A 17532-nucleotide genomic window follows, 5' to 3' on the forward strand; every position below is an offset into this window, starting at 1 on the left:
AAGGTGGTCTGACAAACTTAAAAAGTCATGCCGAAGCTTTAGACGTAGACTTCTTCTCCACGTCCGATCTCAAGATCGATCTCACCTGCATTGGCTTTTTCAAGAGCAAGGTCAGTGATCGCTCTACGCGCATCCATAACTTCGCGCTGAGTCATAGGCTCACCGGAAGCCAGATCGTTCTCAACGATACGGCGTGCACGGGAGGCCATACTTGCAAGGATAGCCTGACGGAACTCTGGATTAGTGCCTTTAAGAGCTGCCGTGATAACTTCACTGGTAACATCATCAAAGATGGCAGTTCTGGTACGCAGATCCAGATTTTGGATATCGTCGAAGGTGAAGAGCAGTGCATCGAGCTGTTCTGCGGATTTTGGCAGAGCCTCTCGCAGATTGCCCAATGTATCTTCAAGATCGTCACGTTCCATCTTGTTGAGGATATCAGCCATACGCACGTGCGCATCTGTACCCACAGTCCTCGCAAAGTTCACCATGAAGTCCTCGTGCAGTGTCTTCTGCACCTCCTCCATGACATCTTCCACGATTGGCTTCAGCGTCAACATACGGCGGACAATCTGGTTACGCTTTCTACGCGGGATCTGGGAAATCACACGCGCTGCGCCGCTGGCAGAGATTTTGGAAAGAATAACTGCTGCCGTTTGCGGGTGCTCTTTCTGAAGATAAGTAGAAAGAACATGCTCCGAGATTTGTGAGACCTTGTCCCAAATCGAACGCTTGGAATAGCCCATAACGTCCGACATAATTTCTGCGACTTGGTCTTCTGGGAGAATGCCCTTCAGAAGGCTTTCCGCACCTTCTGCTGTGCCGAACAGGTTGACCCCGCCTGAGAACAACTCGATGAATTCTTCAATCAACTCATCGAGTTCGCTGGCAGGAACTGTGCCCAGATCAGCTGCAGCCCGGATGATCATCCGCATTTCATCATTATCGAAATGCTTCAGAACACGAGTTGCCTTGTCACTTCCCATAGCCAACAGCAAAGCTGCTGCTTTCTGATGGCCATTCTTTTTGGAAATGACGCTTCCCATTTCAGCTGGAACAACACTGTTCATTCTCTACGCGCCTCGGATACACATATAAATCAAGCACAGCTCAGGTGAGATTAGGCGTAGTTGCCTTTTGCACCCACGATCTCGGTCAGCGACACGCCAAATCGGGAGTTGTCATCTTCAACTACCACGATCTCGCCACGCGCCACTGTACGACCATTCACGACGATATCGACCGGCTCACCAACACGGTGATCAAGCGGGATTACCGCACCACGACCCAGCTTCAGCAAGCTTGCCACTGGCATGGTCGCAGAGCCAAGAACCACCTGCATATCGACAGGAATACCGAGAACTGCATCTAGGTTACGATCAACGTTTTCATCGCTGACGCCCTTCTCTGGTGCAGATGCCGCAGGCTGGGCTGACGCAGCCGGAGCTGCCATATCCATATCCATCTCGGCCTCAGAAGCAGCTGCTTCCCACTGCAGTGCGAGGGCTTCATCACTCATTTCATTTGAGCTGCTCATTGCGGATCATTCTCCTTCTCAGGACTTTCGTCGTCCTTTACATTTACAGATCGGAATGTGGCGCTCTGGCCGAAAGAAACTTTTCTTACTCTGACGTTCTGATTATCAATTGCCGACACTGCAGTGTTTTCAGCTTTTTCTTCCGCTGCAGGCTTACCTAACCCACCCGCAAGAAGCAGAGCTGCTGCATTTGAGGAAGCACTTGAAACCGGCTTTTGCTTCTGCTTAGCGCGCGCGGCAGCTGGCTTTGCAGAGCGACCAGACCTACGCCCTCTGTCTCCACCTGGACGCGGCGGCGCATCATCCATACTGATACCGACTTCGTCACTCTTCTTGCTCAGCCACTCAATGTGCTCTTGAAGCGCCTTCATTTCAGTTTGCGCCTGAAGGATCACCCCAGAGATATCGACGGTCGCCTCACGCGCCTCATCGATACGCTGACCGAGATTGCTCAGGATCTCTTCTCCACGAACGCGGATTTCCTGCAAAGACAGACCGATATTGTCCATCGCCTCTGAGGTCTGATCAAAAATCCGCTGGTATTCTTCGTGATAACTCGAAAGCCTTTTCAGCTGTCGGTACATCACAACGACGCGCCAGGTGGTGATCAAAAGAGCAAAAAGTAAAAATCCATCAATTAGATAAGATATCATCGAGAAGTTCCCCTTCCTGCTCGATCAACTCTTCAACGCGCACAGTGTAAGATCCCGCAACCTGCCCAAGGCGGCAGTTAAACAATGGCTGGCTATTACATTCGAGCTGAACGGCAGTTTTCGGCGTAGCATTAAGCTCAAGAACAAGTCCGACTTCGAACTGTGCAACCTCTTCAAGCGTCATACGCTGTTCTTCGAGGATAGCAGTGAGTTTAACTTCAGTCCGCTGCACTTCCTGCTGGAATTGCTTGGTCCAGCGCGTATCGCGACCAGCCACCTCACCAGAAAGAACCTGCGTCAGATTTTCACGAAGCGGATTGAGGACTGACTGCGGAATAATGATGAAGATTTCGCCTTCACGACCAATGATCTCAGCCGTCATCTTTGCCAGCACGCAAGGATTACTCTTACGACCAGTCTGCGCAAACTCCATACGGTTTTCGAGGCGCTCGACCTTCAAAGACGTGTCCGCAATTGCCTCAAAAGCAGTCTCAAGCGCAGTTGCTGCTTCTTCAAACATGCGATAGGCGAGACGCTGCTCAACGTTGGTTAGAGAGCGATCCTCAAGAAATGGCTCCTCTTCCCCATCTCCGCCAAGCAGAACCTCCACCATGGAGAAGATGAAAGTGCGATCAAAGCCAAGCAGAATGCGCGCATCCCATTCTTGAGCATGAAGAACGGCAACTACTGCACGATCCTCGTACTGCTCAAGCGCATCTCCAATTCGCTCATTTGAAACGGACTGCACAGCTAAGTAAGGAGCGGTTGCCGCCATTTGGCGAAGCGTATCGATGTACTGTCGCGCCATACGATCAAAGACCACATGAAGCATTGGAAGGCGATCGACACCCAGTCCCGCTGCATCCAGCAAACGCGAAGGCAAATCAACTTTGGCGTTTTGAGGACTAATAACCTCATCACCCACATCCAGATCTTGCGGCTCCATCAACCTTCACTCCCAGCTGCGGACGTCACAGGACCAGCATTCATAGTTTCAGCTTCAACTTCATCAATTGTCGGACGATCATCAGCACCGATTGTCTTACGACCATGCTCAAGCGCAATCTGAGGCGCCGCGCCATTCATGAATGCGAGAAGCGTCTGCTTCACTTCAATGTAAAGACGATAGCGCTGCTCACGGATTGATTTGATCTTCACGGCGATTGGACTAACAATGCCGTAGGAAAGAAAAATACCCAGGAACGTACCCACCAGAGCTGCACCAATCAGACTACCAAGAATCTCCGGCTCCTGATCAATAGCCCCCATCGCCTTCACGATACCCAGCACCGCCGCAACAATACCGAGCGCAGGAAGAGTTTCAGCAGCAATACTGAGCGCCTGATAAGGCTTCATCTCTTCACGACCAAGAGTATGCAACTCTTCATCCATCAGGGCCTCGATCTCATGCGGACGCACGTTACCAATAATAATGAGACGGAAGTAATCGCAGATAAAACTCGTAAGAGAGACGTTAGCAAGAACCCGCGGAAAACGCTGAAACAGCTCAGATTCCGCCGGATTATCAATGATTTGCTCAACATCATTACGACCCTTTGCACGAAGAGTTCGCATAAGCCCGTAGAGCACACTCAGCGTATCCAGATGATCACGCTTTTTCGGCTTTGCATTCATCAAAGCCTCATGAATACCGCGGCCGGTATCCTTAATCGTCTTAAAGGTATTAGCCACCACAAAGGTACCGAAGGCAGCTCCACCAACAATCAGCAGCTCAAAAGGTTGCCAAAGCACCTTCATATAGCCACCCATAGCAACATAACCACCAATTATTGATCCAATAACGATCACGAGGCCAACTAGAATATTCAATTTGCGCTCCACACACTTACCGGACAAGCACTTTTCTTAGTTTGTGGTAGCGAGGCTTACTTGTCCGAAGCTGGCGTACAGAAAAACAAACCAGCGCAATCCGCCATACAGCTTCAGACAAGCCATCTGACGCATTCTCTACGCGTATTTGAGTGCAGATAGGTTTGCTTTGATCGCCTCTGTACATGCTTTATGCATAGCAGCAGCGATCCAAGCTTGCAGAATTCTGCGGATTTTATCGTTTGGATCTGGAGACTTAACTATGGTCGTTCCTTCTCTCTATGTTTCCCTTTCCGGCCAGATGGCTCTTGAGCGGAGGCTGGAAACTGTTGCACGTAATGTGGCCAACATGGAAACTGCGGGATATCGGGCGGACGAAGTTAAGTTCGACAGCCTCGTTAAACGCCCTGGCAAAGATCCTGTTACCTTCGCTTCTACTGGTGAGAATTACATCTCCAGACAGGCTGGTGCCATTAAGCAGACAGGGAATTCTCTGGATGTTGCCATCGAAGGATCTGGCTGGCTCGGCATTCAGACTGGCAATGGCGTAGCGTATACCCGGGATGGCCGTTTCCAGATCGGCGTAGACGGCATCCTTCGTAGCATTGAGGGCAATCCAGTTCTTGATAGCGGCAATGCACCAATTATTCTCGATCCACTGGGCGGCCCACCAGAGATCTCCAAGGATGGAACGATCTATCAGGAAGGCCGCCAAGTTGGTGTGCTTGGGCTCTTCTCCATACCAGAAGATGCAAAGCTGAGCCGAACTGGCAACTCTGGTGTCATTCCAGATGCGATTGCAGAACCTGTTCTGGACTTTGCTGAGAATGGATTTGCTCAGGGTTTTGTGGAAGGTGCTAACATCAATCCTATCTCTGAGATCACAAAGCTCATCACCATCACGCGTGCATTTGAAAGTACTAACTCGATGATGCAGAGCGTTGAAAGCATCCGGCAGCAGACTATCCGTAAGCTGGGAGAAGGCTAATGGCGGTTAATCCAGTACAATCAATCAATGGCACGACCGGCGAAGATCGAACCAACACGGCTAAAGTCACTCAGAAGTCTTCTTCTGAGCCCTTTAGCCTTGGAGAGCTACTGGATATTATCAATCCCCTGCAGCATATTCCCGGCGTCAACACGCTTTATCGCGAGATCACCGGTGATGAAGCGTCTGTTCGCTCTCGCGTCGCGGGCAGCTCTCTTTATGGCATGATTGCCGGCCCTCTGGGTATGGCTGGTCTTGTTGCTGGCAACATCGCTGAAATGAAGATCACTGGTGTACTGGATGCCGAAAACGCCAATACAGAAAAAGCCACAGCTTTGAATGTCATTGAGCAGAAGATCAGTACTCCTCCACCTATGCCACAACCTGCACCGGATATGACTTCCTCCCTACAGCGGGGAACACCTATTCTTCCGGTTCAGTCTAAAGATATCCCGCCTCTGTTCGGCGATATCGCATCGGCTGAAGCAATCTCTATGGGAAGCGAAGATAAGCTGATTGAAGCGCTTGCGGGTAAATCAGAGGTGGATGAAGCCCCTGAGGGTCCAAGTGCCTCCTCAACGCTTCCGACTGTAGAGAAGCTCTCTCAGGATGCACGGAACTTGCTCCCTGAAGATCTGCTCAAGCAGTTGCAGGAACGACATCGCAATACGATTGCACACAGCTAACACTTCAATAGGTTGTTTATGACCGCCCTTGCGCGCATTCAGGAACTTACCGCTCAGATTCCATCAAGCTCATGGAATATTGAGATAAGTGGGACCCTCTGTGAGGTCACCCCTAATCACCTCAGAGTTAAAGGCCTTTCCGGCGGTGTCAATTTGGGAGATCAAGTCTCCTATATGAGCAACAACGGCGAAGAGTTTGGCGAAGTCATCCGAATTGAACCAGATAGCGTGCTCGTAAAGCCCTATGCGTCCAGATCGGATCTTGGACTGGGCATTAAAGTCAAACGCTGCGGTGAACTCAGCTTCTACCCTGACAACAGCTGGAGAGGACGCATCATCAACGCGTTTGGACATCCGATTGACGGTCTAGGATCGATGGCTGAAGGGCCTACGCTTGCGTCTTTCAACAATCTCCCCCCTCCCCCGGTTCATAGAGCGCGTGTAAAAGACGCTGCACTGACTGGTGTGCGGGTCCTTGATCTCTTCACACCGATTTGCCATGGACAGCGCCTTGGTATCTTCGCAGGCTCTGGTGTTGGTAAATCAACACTGCTTTCTATGATTGCTCGAAGTAACTCCTTCGATACGGTTGTGATCGGTCTGATTGGTGAGCGCGGTCGTGAAGTACGTGAGTTTGTCGAAGAGACCCTTGGGGATCAACTCTCAAAGTCTGTCGTCGTTGTTGCCACGGGCGACGAGAGCCCGATGATGAGGCGCCTTGCTCCAAAGACTGCGATGACCGTTGCAGAACACTTCAGAGATCAGGGACAGTCCGTTCTTCTTATCGTCGACAGCGTAACACGTTATGCGCATGCACTGCGTGATGTAGCGCTTGCAGCAGGTGAACCGGCTCTTTCGCGAGGATACCCTCCAAGCGTCTTCTCCGAGCTCCCTCTCCTCCTAGAACGTGCAGGACCTGGAATAGAAGGTAGCGGCATGATGACCGCAATATTCTCAGTTCTCGTTGACGGTGATGATCACAACGATCCGGTTGCCGACAATATTCGTGGTCTGTTGGATGGTCACGTGGTTCTGGACAGGCATATTGCTGAGGAAGGCCGCTATCCAGCCGTTAACGTGCTGGGCTCCATTTCACGCCTTGCACAGAGCTGCTGGTCACCTCAGGAGCGAGAGCTTATCACGAAGCTCAAGGCTATGATCGCCAAGTTTGAGGATACAAAAGATTTACGCATGATGGGCGGCTATAAAGAGGGTGTAGATCCACTCCTGGATCAGGCCATTGAGATTGCCCCTAAAATCTATAGCGCGCTTGTGCAGGGCTTAGACGCACCTTCAAGCCAGGATGCCTTTAACGAGCTAGCACAATTACTATAAGAATTGCTGAGATTACTCTGAACAACAAAAAAGGCTGCAAATGCAGCCTTTTTTGTTGTTACAGCGAATTGATAATGTAGCCAAGATAGCGTTTTGAATCGATGGGATCGTATCCCATCTGACTGCGCAGCTTTTTGCGAAGCTTACTGATGTGGCTTTCGATCACGTTCTCGTCTACTTCACTTTCAAAGATGCCATAGACGAAGTTGTAGATCTGAGTTTTTGTCAAACGGCGACCATTGTTTTGCGCAAGGTATTCCAGGATACGACGCTCTCTGCGTGGCAGTGCAAGCGTATTACCCTTGATCTCAGGATCCCTTCCATCGAAGTAAACCGTCAGATCACCCAGCTCAACATTGATGCTCTGGTTTGTTGTTCGACGCTTGATCGCATTTACACGCGCAAGGATTTCCTGCGGATGGACCGGCTTGCGGACAACATCATCAACACCAGCAGCAAACAGTTTCAAGGTCTGCTCAAGTACTGGACTGCTATTTAGAACCAAAACCGGCTTCTGTGAGCATCTACGGCGAATAATCTGAGAAAACTTATCTCGCTCGCCAATCTCACCAATCAAAATGGCCTCGACGGCCTCAAACTCTGTATCAGGCGCAGTATTTAGCCAATCCCGAAAGTCGTCCGGACTAAAGCCGCTTGTCGAGATGCCTTCGCGCTCAAATCCAGATGCATACCCATCGGTTACAAGCTGTTGTTCATCAACAATTAAATACATAACCCCAACCCATTCATTCCCAAATGAATATATCGCTGGTAAATCAGAGAAACACATCCTGTCAATTTCTCTTGAAGATTTTTTACCTTCAAAACCAAGTAAAACCCTACAGAAAACTATAGTAATTATAATAGAAAATAAGAATAAACTTTATTTACAATTTTATCTTAATTCAATTTACAGGTACTATTTTCTGCCGTTTCTCGGAAAATGATGCATTTTACCCTCAAATTTTTATACCTTTAAATTTTGTAGGACAAAAAGCAGAGCGGCATATTTTTGCCACATCCTCTCCATATTTGAGTTCCCGTTTAACGCGAAAAATCCTTGGGATAAACTATTAGCAATTTTAAGTTAGCATCTGCATATGCAAGGAGTAGAATCAAAATAAGCTTCGAAATATGAGAAAAACGGGCGTACTTATACTTATTACAGTAATTGAGTTGACTAATGTAATTTTATCTAAATTGACATATTAACCATTCAATTCTTAGTAGGCATTATTTTCCTACTTATAAAAGAAATGTATTCTCCTAGAAGTTTAGATAAATGAAGGTGCATTACTCTCTTATACTCGTCACAATTCGACTACAATTTTACCACAATGTCATTCTTTTTTCAGGCAAGGATACCTCTTTATCAGGGGGCTATACCTAACTGTGGGATGTGTTTCATCTCAGGTTATGTACTATTGCGTTTCAACTCTAACAAACCTATTTGCACACCCAAAAGCAGTCGGCTCGTGCAGGAGACACAATGATAATTACAGTAATAGGCAGCGGATACGTGGGGTTGGTGTCAGGCACCTGTTTCGCTGATTTTGGTCACGAAGTCATTTGCGTAGATAAAGCAGAAGACAAGATTGAAAAACTGAAGAACGGTGAGATCCCAATTTACGAGCCGGGACTGGAAGAACTTGTTGCAAGCAATGTAAAGGCTGGACGCCTGAGCTTCACCACTGAGCTTGCAGAGCCCGTACGTAAAGCCGACGTTGTTTTCATTGCCGTTGGCACCCCTTCCCGCCGTGGTGATGGACACGCTGATCTCAGCTATGTTTATGCCGCAGCAGAAGAGATCGCATCTTCACTGGATGGCTTCACCGTTGTTGTGACAAAGTCCACTGTTCCTGTTGGAACTGGTGATGAAGTTGAGCGTATTATTCGCCAGACAAATCCAGATGCAGACTTTGAAGTGGTCTCCAACCCAGAGTTCCTGCGTGAAGGAGCTGCGATCAGCGACTTTAAACGCCCTGACCGTATCGTGGTTGGCCTTTCCAGTGAGCGAGCCAAAGCGGTTATGACTGAAGTCTATCGCCCGCTTTATCTCAATCACTCTCCGCTGCTGTTTACCAGCCGCCGTACTTCTGAGTTGATCAAGTACGCTGGTAACGCCTTCCTGGCGATGAAGATCACCTTCATCAATGAGATTGCGGATCTGAGTGAAGCAGTTGGTGCCAACGTTCAGGATGTAGCTCGGGGTATCGGCCTTGATAACCGCATTGGTTCCAAATTCCTGAATGCCGGTCCTGGCTATGGTGGCTCCTGCTTCCCGAAAGATACACTCGCTCTCGTTAAAACCGCACAGGACAACTCCAGCCCTGTTCGTCTGATTGAGACCACTTGTTCTATCAATGACCAGCGCAAACGCTCCATGTCCAAGAAAGTGGCTGCAGCTGTTGGCGGTGATGTGCGTGGCAAGAAGATCGCTGTTCTTGGCCTAACCTTTAAGCCAAACACAGATGACATGCGTGACAGCCCTGCCCTTTCTATTGTGCAGGCGCTTCAGGACAAAGGCGCGGATATTCACGCTTACGACCCAGAAGGCATGGAAGCTGCCGTTGAGCTCATGGATGATGTGACTTTCGGAAGCAACGCCTATGAGATTGCCAAGAATGCGCATGCCCTCGTGATTGTGACTGAGTGGGATGCCTTCCGCGTTCTCGACTTTGGTCGCCTGAAAGAAGAGATGGCTTCACCGGTCCTTGTCGACCTTCGGAATATCTATGGTAAAGAAGAAGTTGAAAAACACGGCTTCTCCTACACCTGTATTGGTCGTCCTGACGAAGAAATCTGATCGATTTGTCCCGGTGAAGCACTTTTTCACCGGGACTTTTCCAGCTCTCCAAATCCTTGCCCCATTTTTCAGTGCTGTTACCACAGAGGTGACAATTGCGGTTTGCTTTCAATGGGCAAGTCATGCGAATTTTAATTATCGCGTGGGCAGATTCTCTCAGAGCTAATCCCAAGAGCTTTTGAACTGAGAACAATCTGCATATTTGAAGGTTGTGGGAGCTTTTCCTAGTTGCTTTACAAGCAAACAAGTAAGCGAGGCAGTTTTGCCTCTAGTTTGGCGTGGCCTTTTAAAATGCCACGGCTTTCTGTGCTGTTTGCGTGCCTGTTCCTTGCTCTGAGTTCCGCCTCTCCAACTCATGCCTTTGAGCTTTTTGGATATCATTTATGGGGCGAAAAAGCCGAGACTGACGAAGATCAGAATGTGGGCGTTCCAGACCCAACTCCCTACACTGTAGAGTTTCGCGTCACTGGTGAGGATGAGGAAGCCCCAAGTGACGTTGAAGAAGAGCTGCAATCCGTCAGCCTACTGGTTCAGGATGTCAAAAAACTGCCTTCTGGTGCAAGTGGTGTTCTTGCTCGTGCGACAAAAGATTTTGAGCGCCTGATCGGTAAGCTCTATGAAGACGGCTACTATGGTGCGCTTGTTGAGATCGACGTTGCTGGCATGCCCCTTAATCAGGCGATTTTGCATCCCGAAAAGATAACTGAGCGCCCCATCCCTGTTCTCGTGGTTGTTAATCGCGGACCGCAGTTCCACTTTGGCTCAGCTGAAGTCTCTTACGAAGGTCCTGCTACGAAAAACGGTCTCGATTTACCAGATGCTCAGACACTTGGCTTGGTAGAGGGTACACCCGCGCTTTCTGCCAAAGTGCTTACTGCAGAAAGTCAGGCCGTCAGTTTCCTTAAAGATGAGGGCTATCCGTTTGCGAAGGTTGCTGACCGACAGTTGCTGGCCAATCATGCCAATCGTGCACTCAAGGTCAAACTGCGTGTTAACAGCGGTCCCTATGCCAAGTTTGGTCCGGTTTCAGTCTCAGGCACAGTCAATATGGATCCGGAGTTTGTTCGCACGTATGCAAACCTTCCTCAGGGTGCGCAGTGGGACGCTAATGTCATATCTAAAGCACAACGCCGGTTACGCGATCTGGAGGTCTTTTCCAGCATTCGTTTTGAGCCCGCTGACCAACTTGATTCAAACGGAGAGTTACCAGTTACAATTGTTGTCGCTGAACGACCTCGAAAGGTCTTCGGGCTTGGTGCAAATTACTCCAGCAACGAAGGCGTTGGTGTTGAAGGTTACTGGCGTCATCGCAACTTATTTGGCAAAGCGGAGAGGCTTTCAGTTACTGGCGCTGTCGGGCAATTGCTTGCTGTTAACAATGAGCAGATTGAATATGCGGCTCGCATCACCTTTGAAAAACCAGGTGCAATCGGACCTTTAACAGCGTTTTCAACGAGCGTGGCAGCTGTTCAGGAAAACCCAGACAACTATCGCAGTACATCATTTGCTTATGACGCTTATCTCTCACGCGACTTCACCCCGGCCTTAAGTGGACGGATTGGAGCTGAGGTTTACTTTGCCAACGAACGGGATGTGTTTGGCAACAATGATTACTTCCTGCTCGGTATCCCTGCGGATCTGACCTATGATACACGCAATGATACGCTGAACCCGACCCACGGCATTGAAGCTAAGCTGTTCTTTGAACCGGCCTATGACGTACTTGGCGATACTGAGAACCTATATTCTCAAGGCTCCATTGCAAGCTATCTGCCGATTGTTGGCACAGATCGTGTTGTTTTAGCTGGACGGGTTTCAGCTGGTGCAATCATTGCGCCAGCCGTTCAGGATGTGCCTGCTGCACGACGCTTCTTCCTTGGTGGTGGTGGTACCATTCGCGGCTATGCCTATAAAAACGTTGGGCCTCGCATCAATGATGAAGTCACCGGGGGCCGCAGCTTTGTGTTGTTCAATGGTGAAGTCAGAACACGTATTACTGAAACCATCGGGCTGGTTGGGTTTGTTGATGCAGGAGCAGCCTATTCAACACAATTCCCAAACTTTGATGAGCCGCTGAGTGTCGGCGTTGGTGGCGGTGTACGTTATTTCACACCTGTTGGTCCGCTGCGGCTGGATGTGGGCGTTCCGTTGGAGCCTCAACGCAATGACCCGCCCTTTGCGGTCTATATTGGTTTAAGTCAGGCCTTCTAATAGGTGCGCCTGTGTCTGGCGCACAGCAATAAAGAAAGATCAAAGAACGAATGCAACTGGTTCGACATATCACTGCCCTGTTTGGCAAACTGCTGGCCCTTCTTCTTGTGCTGGTACTGGTGATTTATGCCGGACTTGTGGTGACGACTAGTTTTAGTGCCGGACGACAGTTTCTTGGATCAACACTCAGCTCTTTCCTGCCTGACATAACAATCGATCAACCTCAGCTGACTGCAGCAGGTAACATCTATGCTGAACGCGTGACACTTGAAGATACGAAGGGGGAATGGCTGGCGGTGCAGCAGGCTGCCATACGCTGGTCCCCTCTTGCTCTTTTGGTCGGGTCACTCGATGTACAAGAGATTGCAGCACAGCAGGTGATGCTCGCACGTCTTCCTGAAGCGACAGAAACGACCACTGAAGAGCCGACCACCTCAGCAGAGACGGGTATCTCCCTTCCCTTCAGCTCTATTGAGCTTAAGCAGCTTCAGATCTCAGAGGTTACACTTCCTGCAGAGATTGCCGGGATGCCTGCGCAATTTATGATCGCTGGTTCAGCAGCCTATTCCAGCACACCAGAAAAAATTACAGGCCAGATCAGCATCACTCGGTTTGGAGAGATACAGGGTTCGGCGAGCTTAGATGTAGACTTTGCTCCAGCTGACAGTGTCTTCAACTTCAAGGCGATTGTTTCAGAGGCAGCAAACGGTTTGGCCGCACATCTCCTGGATCTCCAAGGGGCACCTAGCTTTGCTCTTCGTATGGAAGGCGGCGGACCTCTGTCAGATTGGGCCTCCTCCCTTCAGGTCGATCTGAACAATGCCCGTGCGATTGAAGGCGATGTTTCGCTCTCACAAAGCGGGACGCAAAAAAAGCTGACCACGAACCTATCAGGTGAACTGGCTCAGTTTCTCCCGGCAGCGGCCTCTAGCCTCTTTGCCGGACAAACATCATGGTTTGCAACAGCTACGTTGAATGAGAGTTATCTGCCTCTGTCGGCTCAAGCTAAGCTTTCGACCGGAACCATTGTGTTGCAGGTGGAAAATGACTACTCGGCTGATGGCGGTGCCTTAATCGCAAAAATGCAGGCTCAGACTATAGAAGGCAGCAACCGTCCTCTACAATTCGTCACTGATGGTCAAGTTGTTGGGCTAGGATCATTCGCTCTCAATGCTTCCGCTTCCGGGCCTCTGGAGAACCTGAACTGGGATTTGTTTGCAAACGCAAATCAGTTGACCACACAAGATGTCGATGTAGACCAGATTACTCTTAGAGCAAAAGGCGATGGAGCGAAGATATCTGAACAGCTGATCTCCATTCCTTTGGAAGCCGACCTTCAGGTCAACGGGTCTCACTTTGCGGCAGCACAAAATAAAGTGCTTGAGAGCTTTACGGTTTCCATGAAAGGAACCGCTCTTCCCAACCAGCAAAAACTGGAGCTGAGCGAGCTTCATGCGGAGACAGCTGGAGCGACTGCACGGTTTAACTTGGTCGAAGTTACTCCAAGCAACGGGCAGGCACAGGGAAGTATCTCAATTTCAGATCTCGGATTTATCTCGAGCTTTGTGCAGCAAGAGTTTGCTGGTTCTGTGGAAGCTCAACTCGCAGTTCTGGCAGATTTCACTAAGCAATCAGGTGATATAAATCTAGAAGGCACCAGCAGCCGGGTGCGCCTGCAAAATGAGAGTTTGGACCGTGTTCTTGTTTCTCCAAGCCGGTTTGCAGCTAAGCTTTCAGCCACACTCAATAGCAATGATTTGCTGGCGTCTTATGGACAGTTGGAGACACTCCGCTTTGAGAATGCCTTTGGCCAGATTGAAGCCCATGGCAGCTTACAAGATAGGCAAACAGAAGGTGCCTTCTCTGCTCTAATCCGCGAACTTGAGCTTCTGGAGCCACGTGTCCAAGGTATGCTCTCTGCAAACGGCACAATATCAGGCAGTGCCAATGCACCAAATGTGACGTTACAGGTTCAGTCTGAGCGGATTGAAATGGATGGCGTGCCTCTTGAGCAGTTGAAGCTATCCGCAGACGCTAAACTCTCTGAGACCTCCCCCAATGCGGACATCAATCTGAGCGGGCGCTTCAAGGGAGAAGAACTGGCCGGTCAGTTCAAGCTGGTGAGTGAAGATAGCAAACTCTCAGTTCCAACACTTGAGTTCGATCTGGGTGGTAACAAGGTTTCCGGTAATGCGCATGCGGATGATCTTGCCCAGCTTCCATTGGGATTGGTGGGGCACTTCTCAATTGCAGCAAATGATCTGAGCACACTTTCCCCGCTGGCCTTGACTGAGATGGAAGGCCGGGCCCAAGGGGAGATCGATATCCAGCAAAAAGATGGCCACACTCAGGTTGAGTTTGATCTTAGCAGCGAAGGCCTTCGTTTTGCTGAAAGCTCCGTTGGCTCTTTCATGGCCAAGGGATGGATCGACAAAGCTTTCACACGCCCTTCTGCCAATGCCAGTATCAAGCTGGAAGGCGTTGAGGTTGAAGGTGTGGCTTTGAATGCTCTCACTGTTGAGGCAACGCCGGTTGAAGGTTCAACCAGCTCAGCCATTGCTACTGGTTTCACGATTGATGCGGCTTTTGCGGAAAACAATGACAATTTAAAAAGCAGCGGTGTACTGCAGGCTGTACCTAACGGACTTCAGATCAAAGTCAGCAAATTGCAAGGACTTTACAAAGGCATTCAAGCCAATCTCAAGCAGCCTACCACCATCTCGTTGTTGGAAGATCGGCGTACTGTCACGTCCTTTGAACTAGAACTCGGTAGCGGATCACTGCAAGTTTCGGGCACCGACAGCACTGAGCTGAACATTACCGCCAGGATGAACCAACTGCCGCTTTCGCTGGCCAATGCATTTGTTCCGTCTCTGGAACTGGACGGTACGCTCAACGGAGAAGCACGGGCTTTTGGCAAGGTGGATACGCCAGAAGTCAGCTGGAACCTTGCACTGAATGACTTCTCTGCAAAACCGCTCAAAGATAACAGAATTTTGCCGCTGCAAATCACGAGCACAGGCTCTTTTGCGGGGAACGAGGTCAATCAAAAAACAGCGGTTACAAATGGCGCCGGACTGAACCTTCAAGCGAACGGAAAAGTCGGCATTGCCGGCGCTCAGAATGTTTCACTGACTGCAAACGGCAACATCCCGCTAGACGTTGTTGGAGCAAAACTGATCGAACTGGGCTTTGGCGGTAGCGGCGGTTTCCAGTTGAACGGCTCGGTTACCGGAAGTCTGCGAGATCCGCAGATTGCGATGGAGATTCGGCCAAATCAGCTGGAAACAACGCAGCTCTCAACTGGCATGACGCTGAATGACTATAGCGGTGCCATTCATATAACTCGGCAAGAAGTTATCATCAATGCTCTAGGCGCCAAGTTCATCAATGGCGGAACGCTCAAACTGGATGGCAAGCTAGGTCTGGGTGAAGCACTTCCTGCGCAGATCGATCTGGTCATTGATGGTGGTCGGTATGTTGATGGAACGTTTGTCAGCGCCTTGATTAACGCAGACCTGTCGCTTCGAGGTTCTCTTGGGGATGCGGGATCACCACCTGCAATTGGCGGTAAAGTGGTTATTGAGCAAGCTGATATTGAGATCCCAAGTTCCTTTAGTTCAAGCATCAATCCGGTCATTGTTCGGCATTTGAATGCACCGAAGCCTGTTTTAGCTCAATCAAAGGCACTTGCTCAGGATGAAGGTCGTGAGAACCCGAAGAAAGGCAATGAGAGCAGCCCAATAGAGAAAGCCACATTGAATGTGGATGTTGAAGCTCCGGGTAAGATCTTTATTCGCGGGCGCGGTGTGAATGCTGAAGCAGGTGGCTCCCTCAACATTGGCGGTACGGTGAGCAATATTCAGACCGTGGGAGCCTTCTCGCTGGTTCGCGGACGGATCGACATCCTCTCCAAGAGACTCACCCTCAGCCGCGGAAATGTAACTTTCAGTGGGTCTCTGGTGCCGTTTCTTGATTTTGCCGCTACAACAACCTCTGGCTCAACTGAGGTGACTGTTTTGGTTAGTGGCCCTGCGAACGTTCCAGTGATTGACTTCACGTCTGTTCCAAGCCTGCCGAAAGATGAGATCGTCTCTCAGTTGCTCTTTGGTGAATCTGTCAATGATCTGTCGCCAGTTGAGTTGGCTCGGCTTGCGAGCGCCATTGCTACGCTTACAGGTGGTAGTGGAGCAGAAGGACCTCTGGGCACACTACGCAATCTACTGGGCGTCAGTGATATCGACATCAACTTTGATGCTGAAGGTAATCCAGAACTGGCCGTGGGTGGTTACATCAACGAGCGCATTTATCTGGGTGTCACGCAGGAGCCAACCACAGGTGATAATGCGGCTACGGTCGATATCGATGTGACCAAGTTCCTTAAGCTGCGCGGGGAAGCCAGCTCAGACGGGGATGCAAAAGCTGGCTTCTATTATGAGCGGGAGTACGACTAGGCTGAGTGCCCAGCGAGCCGGACAGCTTCCTCATAAATTGGCTTTGGCAAATTGATACCGTTCAGACGGGCCTTTTCGCGTGCTGCAAGACGTGAGGTTCCCGGCAATCGAGCCCCCTGCTCTCCCTCAATAGCGGCCACAAGTGTTTGCATGCGTTCTGCGAATGCGCTGCCTGAGACTAGATCTGCATTGATTGTGAGGATGACTTGCCCCAGGTTTGGCGCATCACCTTCTCCTGAGAACAGGCTAGAGGCCTCAAACCCAAACGCAGTTCCGCACAGGCCTGCTGCGAGAATTTCAATCATCATTGCCAGCGCAGCCCCTTTGGCCTCTCCAATCGGGATCATAGTTCCGGCAAGTGCTGCGTCTGGATCCGTGGTTGGCTGACCTTCTGCATCCAGTGCCCAACCTTCCGGAATAGTGTTGCCGGTACGTTGTGCAGCCATAATCTTCCCGCGGGCAACACGAGACAGTGCCAGATCAATGACAAGCGGCTCGCCGTCTGCATTTGGCGCAGCAAATGCGATTGGATTGGTGCCAAACATGGGGTTCTTGCCGCCATAGGCCGCGATTGCCTTTGGTCCATTACCAAAGATGAAAGCAACCATTCCGTCCCGAGCCAGCCGCTCACAGTGAGCGCCTGCTTGACCGAAATGATGGGAATGGCGGATTGCGCTCAATGCCAAGCCGTTTTTTGCTGAGGCTTCTTTCAGAAACGGTAATGCGACTTCGATGGCTGGATAGGCAAAACCAAACTTGGCATCGATCCTTTGCACGACAGGCGTGATCAGTTCGGCTTCCGGTTTGGCATAGCCATCTACTTTTCCGGTGCAGGTTTGTGCTGTGTAGGACGGTATTCTGGAAAGACCATGACCTCCCTGTCCATCAACCTCAGCATTCACCAGCGCTTGCCCAACAATCTCAGCAACTGCTGGATCTGTTTTATTCGCAGACAGAGCATCGATGGTGAGTTTGCGTGCTTCTTGTAATGTGAGATTGACCGTATCTGACATGAGGCGCCTTTAAGCAATT

At 50.1% G+C, this 17532-nt stretch carries 13 protein-coding genes; 6 read left to right on the forward strand and 7 right to left on the reverse strand.

The genetic code is table 11. The features are described from left to right. Positions 1 to 38: 38 nt before the first annotated feature. From PJE062_RS21430 to motA, 5 genes are all read right to left on the reverse strand, one after another. The gene (locus PJE062_RS21430; RefSeq protein ID WP_008551790.1) at positions 39 to 1070 is read right to left on the reverse strand and encodes a flagellar motor switch protein FliG; all 1032 of its coding nucleotides are present in this window, start codon (positions 1068 to 1070) and stop codon (positions 39 to 41) included. 50 nt (positions 1071 to 1120) lie between these two features. Then, entirely contained in the window at positions 1121 to 1465 is a 345-nt protein-coding gene (gene fliN, locus PJE062_RS21435; RefSeq protein WP_371256390.1) for a flagellar motor switch protein FliN, read from the reverse strand. Positions 1466 to 1533: 68 nt separating this feature from the next. Next, positions 1534 to 2190 carry a hypothetical protein gene (locus PJE062_RS25865; protein WP_050773965.1) on the reverse strand — a complete coding sequence of 219 codons (657 nt, stop codon included), beginning with the start codon at positions 2188 to 2190 and terminating at the stop codon, positions 1534 to 1536. Next, positions 2171 to 3136: a flagellar motor switch protein FliM gene (locus PJE062_RS21445; protein ID WP_008551846.1), complete on the reverse strand. Its 966-nt coding sequence runs from the start codon at positions 3134 to 3136 to the stop codon at positions 2171 to 2173. The genes PJE062_RS25865 and PJE062_RS21445 overlap by 20 nt, the downstream gene beginning before the upstream one ends. Then, complete coding sequence (gene motA / locus PJE062_RS21450; RefSeq protein WP_008551824.1) at positions 3136 to 4020, reverse strand: flagellar motor stator protein MotA; 885 nt, start codon at positions 4018 to 4020, stop codon at positions 3136 to 3138. The genes PJE062_RS21445 and motA overlap by 1 nt, the downstream gene beginning before the upstream one ends. Before the next feature lie 262 nt (positions 4021 to 4282). Here motA and flgF point away from each other — a divergent pair, with 262 nt between their 5' ends. The 3 genes from flgF to fliI are packed head-to-tail and all read left to right on the forward strand — an operon-like array spanning position 4283 to position 7029. Further along, entirely contained in the window at positions 4283 to 5008 is a 726-nt protein-coding gene (flgF, locus tag PJE062_RS21455) for a flagellar basal-body rod protein FlgF (protein ID WP_008551866.1), read from the forward strand. After that, positions 5008 to 5694, forward strand: coding sequence for a hypothetical protein (locus PJE062_RS21460; RefSeq protein WP_008551756.1), 687 nt, complete (start codon positions 5008 to 5010; stop codon positions 5692 to 5694). The genes flgF and PJE062_RS21460 overlap by 1 nt, the downstream gene beginning before the upstream one ends. A gap of 18 nt (positions 5695 to 5712) precedes the next feature. After that, complete coding sequence (fliI, locus tag PJE062_RS21465; RefSeq protein WP_014285225.1) at positions 5713 to 7029, forward strand: flagellar protein export ATPase FliI; 1317 nt, start codon at positions 5713 to 5715, stop codon at positions 7027 to 7029. A gap of 58 nt (positions 7030 to 7087) precedes the next feature. Here the strand turns inward: fliI and PJE062_RS21470 are convergent, their stop codons facing one another. Then, entirely contained in the window at positions 7088 to 7762 is a 675-nt protein-coding gene (locus tag PJE062_RS21470; protein ID WP_008551907.1) for a response regulator transcription factor, read from the reverse strand. Positions 7763 to 8518: 756 nt separating this feature from the next. Here PJE062_RS21470 and PJE062_RS21475 point away from each other — a divergent pair. The 3 genes from PJE062_RS21475 to PJE062_RS21485 all read left to right on the forward strand — a co-directional run bounded on the left by PJE062_RS21475 (position 8519) and on the right by PJE062_RS21485 (position 16500). Continuing rightward, on the forward strand, positions 8519 to 9835 hold the full coding sequence (locus tag PJE062_RS21475; protein ID WP_037037908.1) for a UDP-glucose/GDP-mannose dehydrogenase family protein: 1317 nt from the start codon (positions 8519 to 8521) through the stop codon (positions 9833 to 9835). A 291-nt stretch (positions 9836 to 10126) separates the two neighbouring features. Then, positions 10127 to 12046 (forward strand): autotransporter assembly complex family protein, encoded by a 1920-nt coding sequence (locus PJE062_RS21480; RefSeq protein WP_008551867.1) that lies wholly within the window; start codon positions 10127 to 10129, stop codon positions 12044 to 12046. A 50-nt stretch (positions 12047 to 12096) separates the two neighbouring features. Beyond that, a complete protein-coding gene (locus PJE062_RS21485) occupies positions 12097 to 16500 on the forward strand; it encodes a translocation/assembly module TamB domain-containing protein (RefSeq protein ID WP_008551822.1) in 4404 nt (1467 codons plus the stop codon). Here PJE062_RS21485 and PJE062_RS21490 read toward each other — a convergent pair. Next, a complete protein-coding gene (locus tag PJE062_RS21490; protein WP_008551905.1) occupies positions 16497 to 17513 on the reverse strand; it encodes an Ldh family oxidoreductase in 1017 nt (338 codons plus the stop codon). The genes PJE062_RS21485 and PJE062_RS21490 overlap by 4 nt on opposite strands. Positions 17514 to 17532 lie beyond the last annotated feature (19 nt).

It is taken from the genome of Pseudovibrio sp. JE062, assembly GCF_000156235.1.
Taxonomy (GTDB): Bacteria; Pseudomonadota; Alphaproteobacteria; order Rhizobiales; family Stappiaceae; genus Pseudovibrio.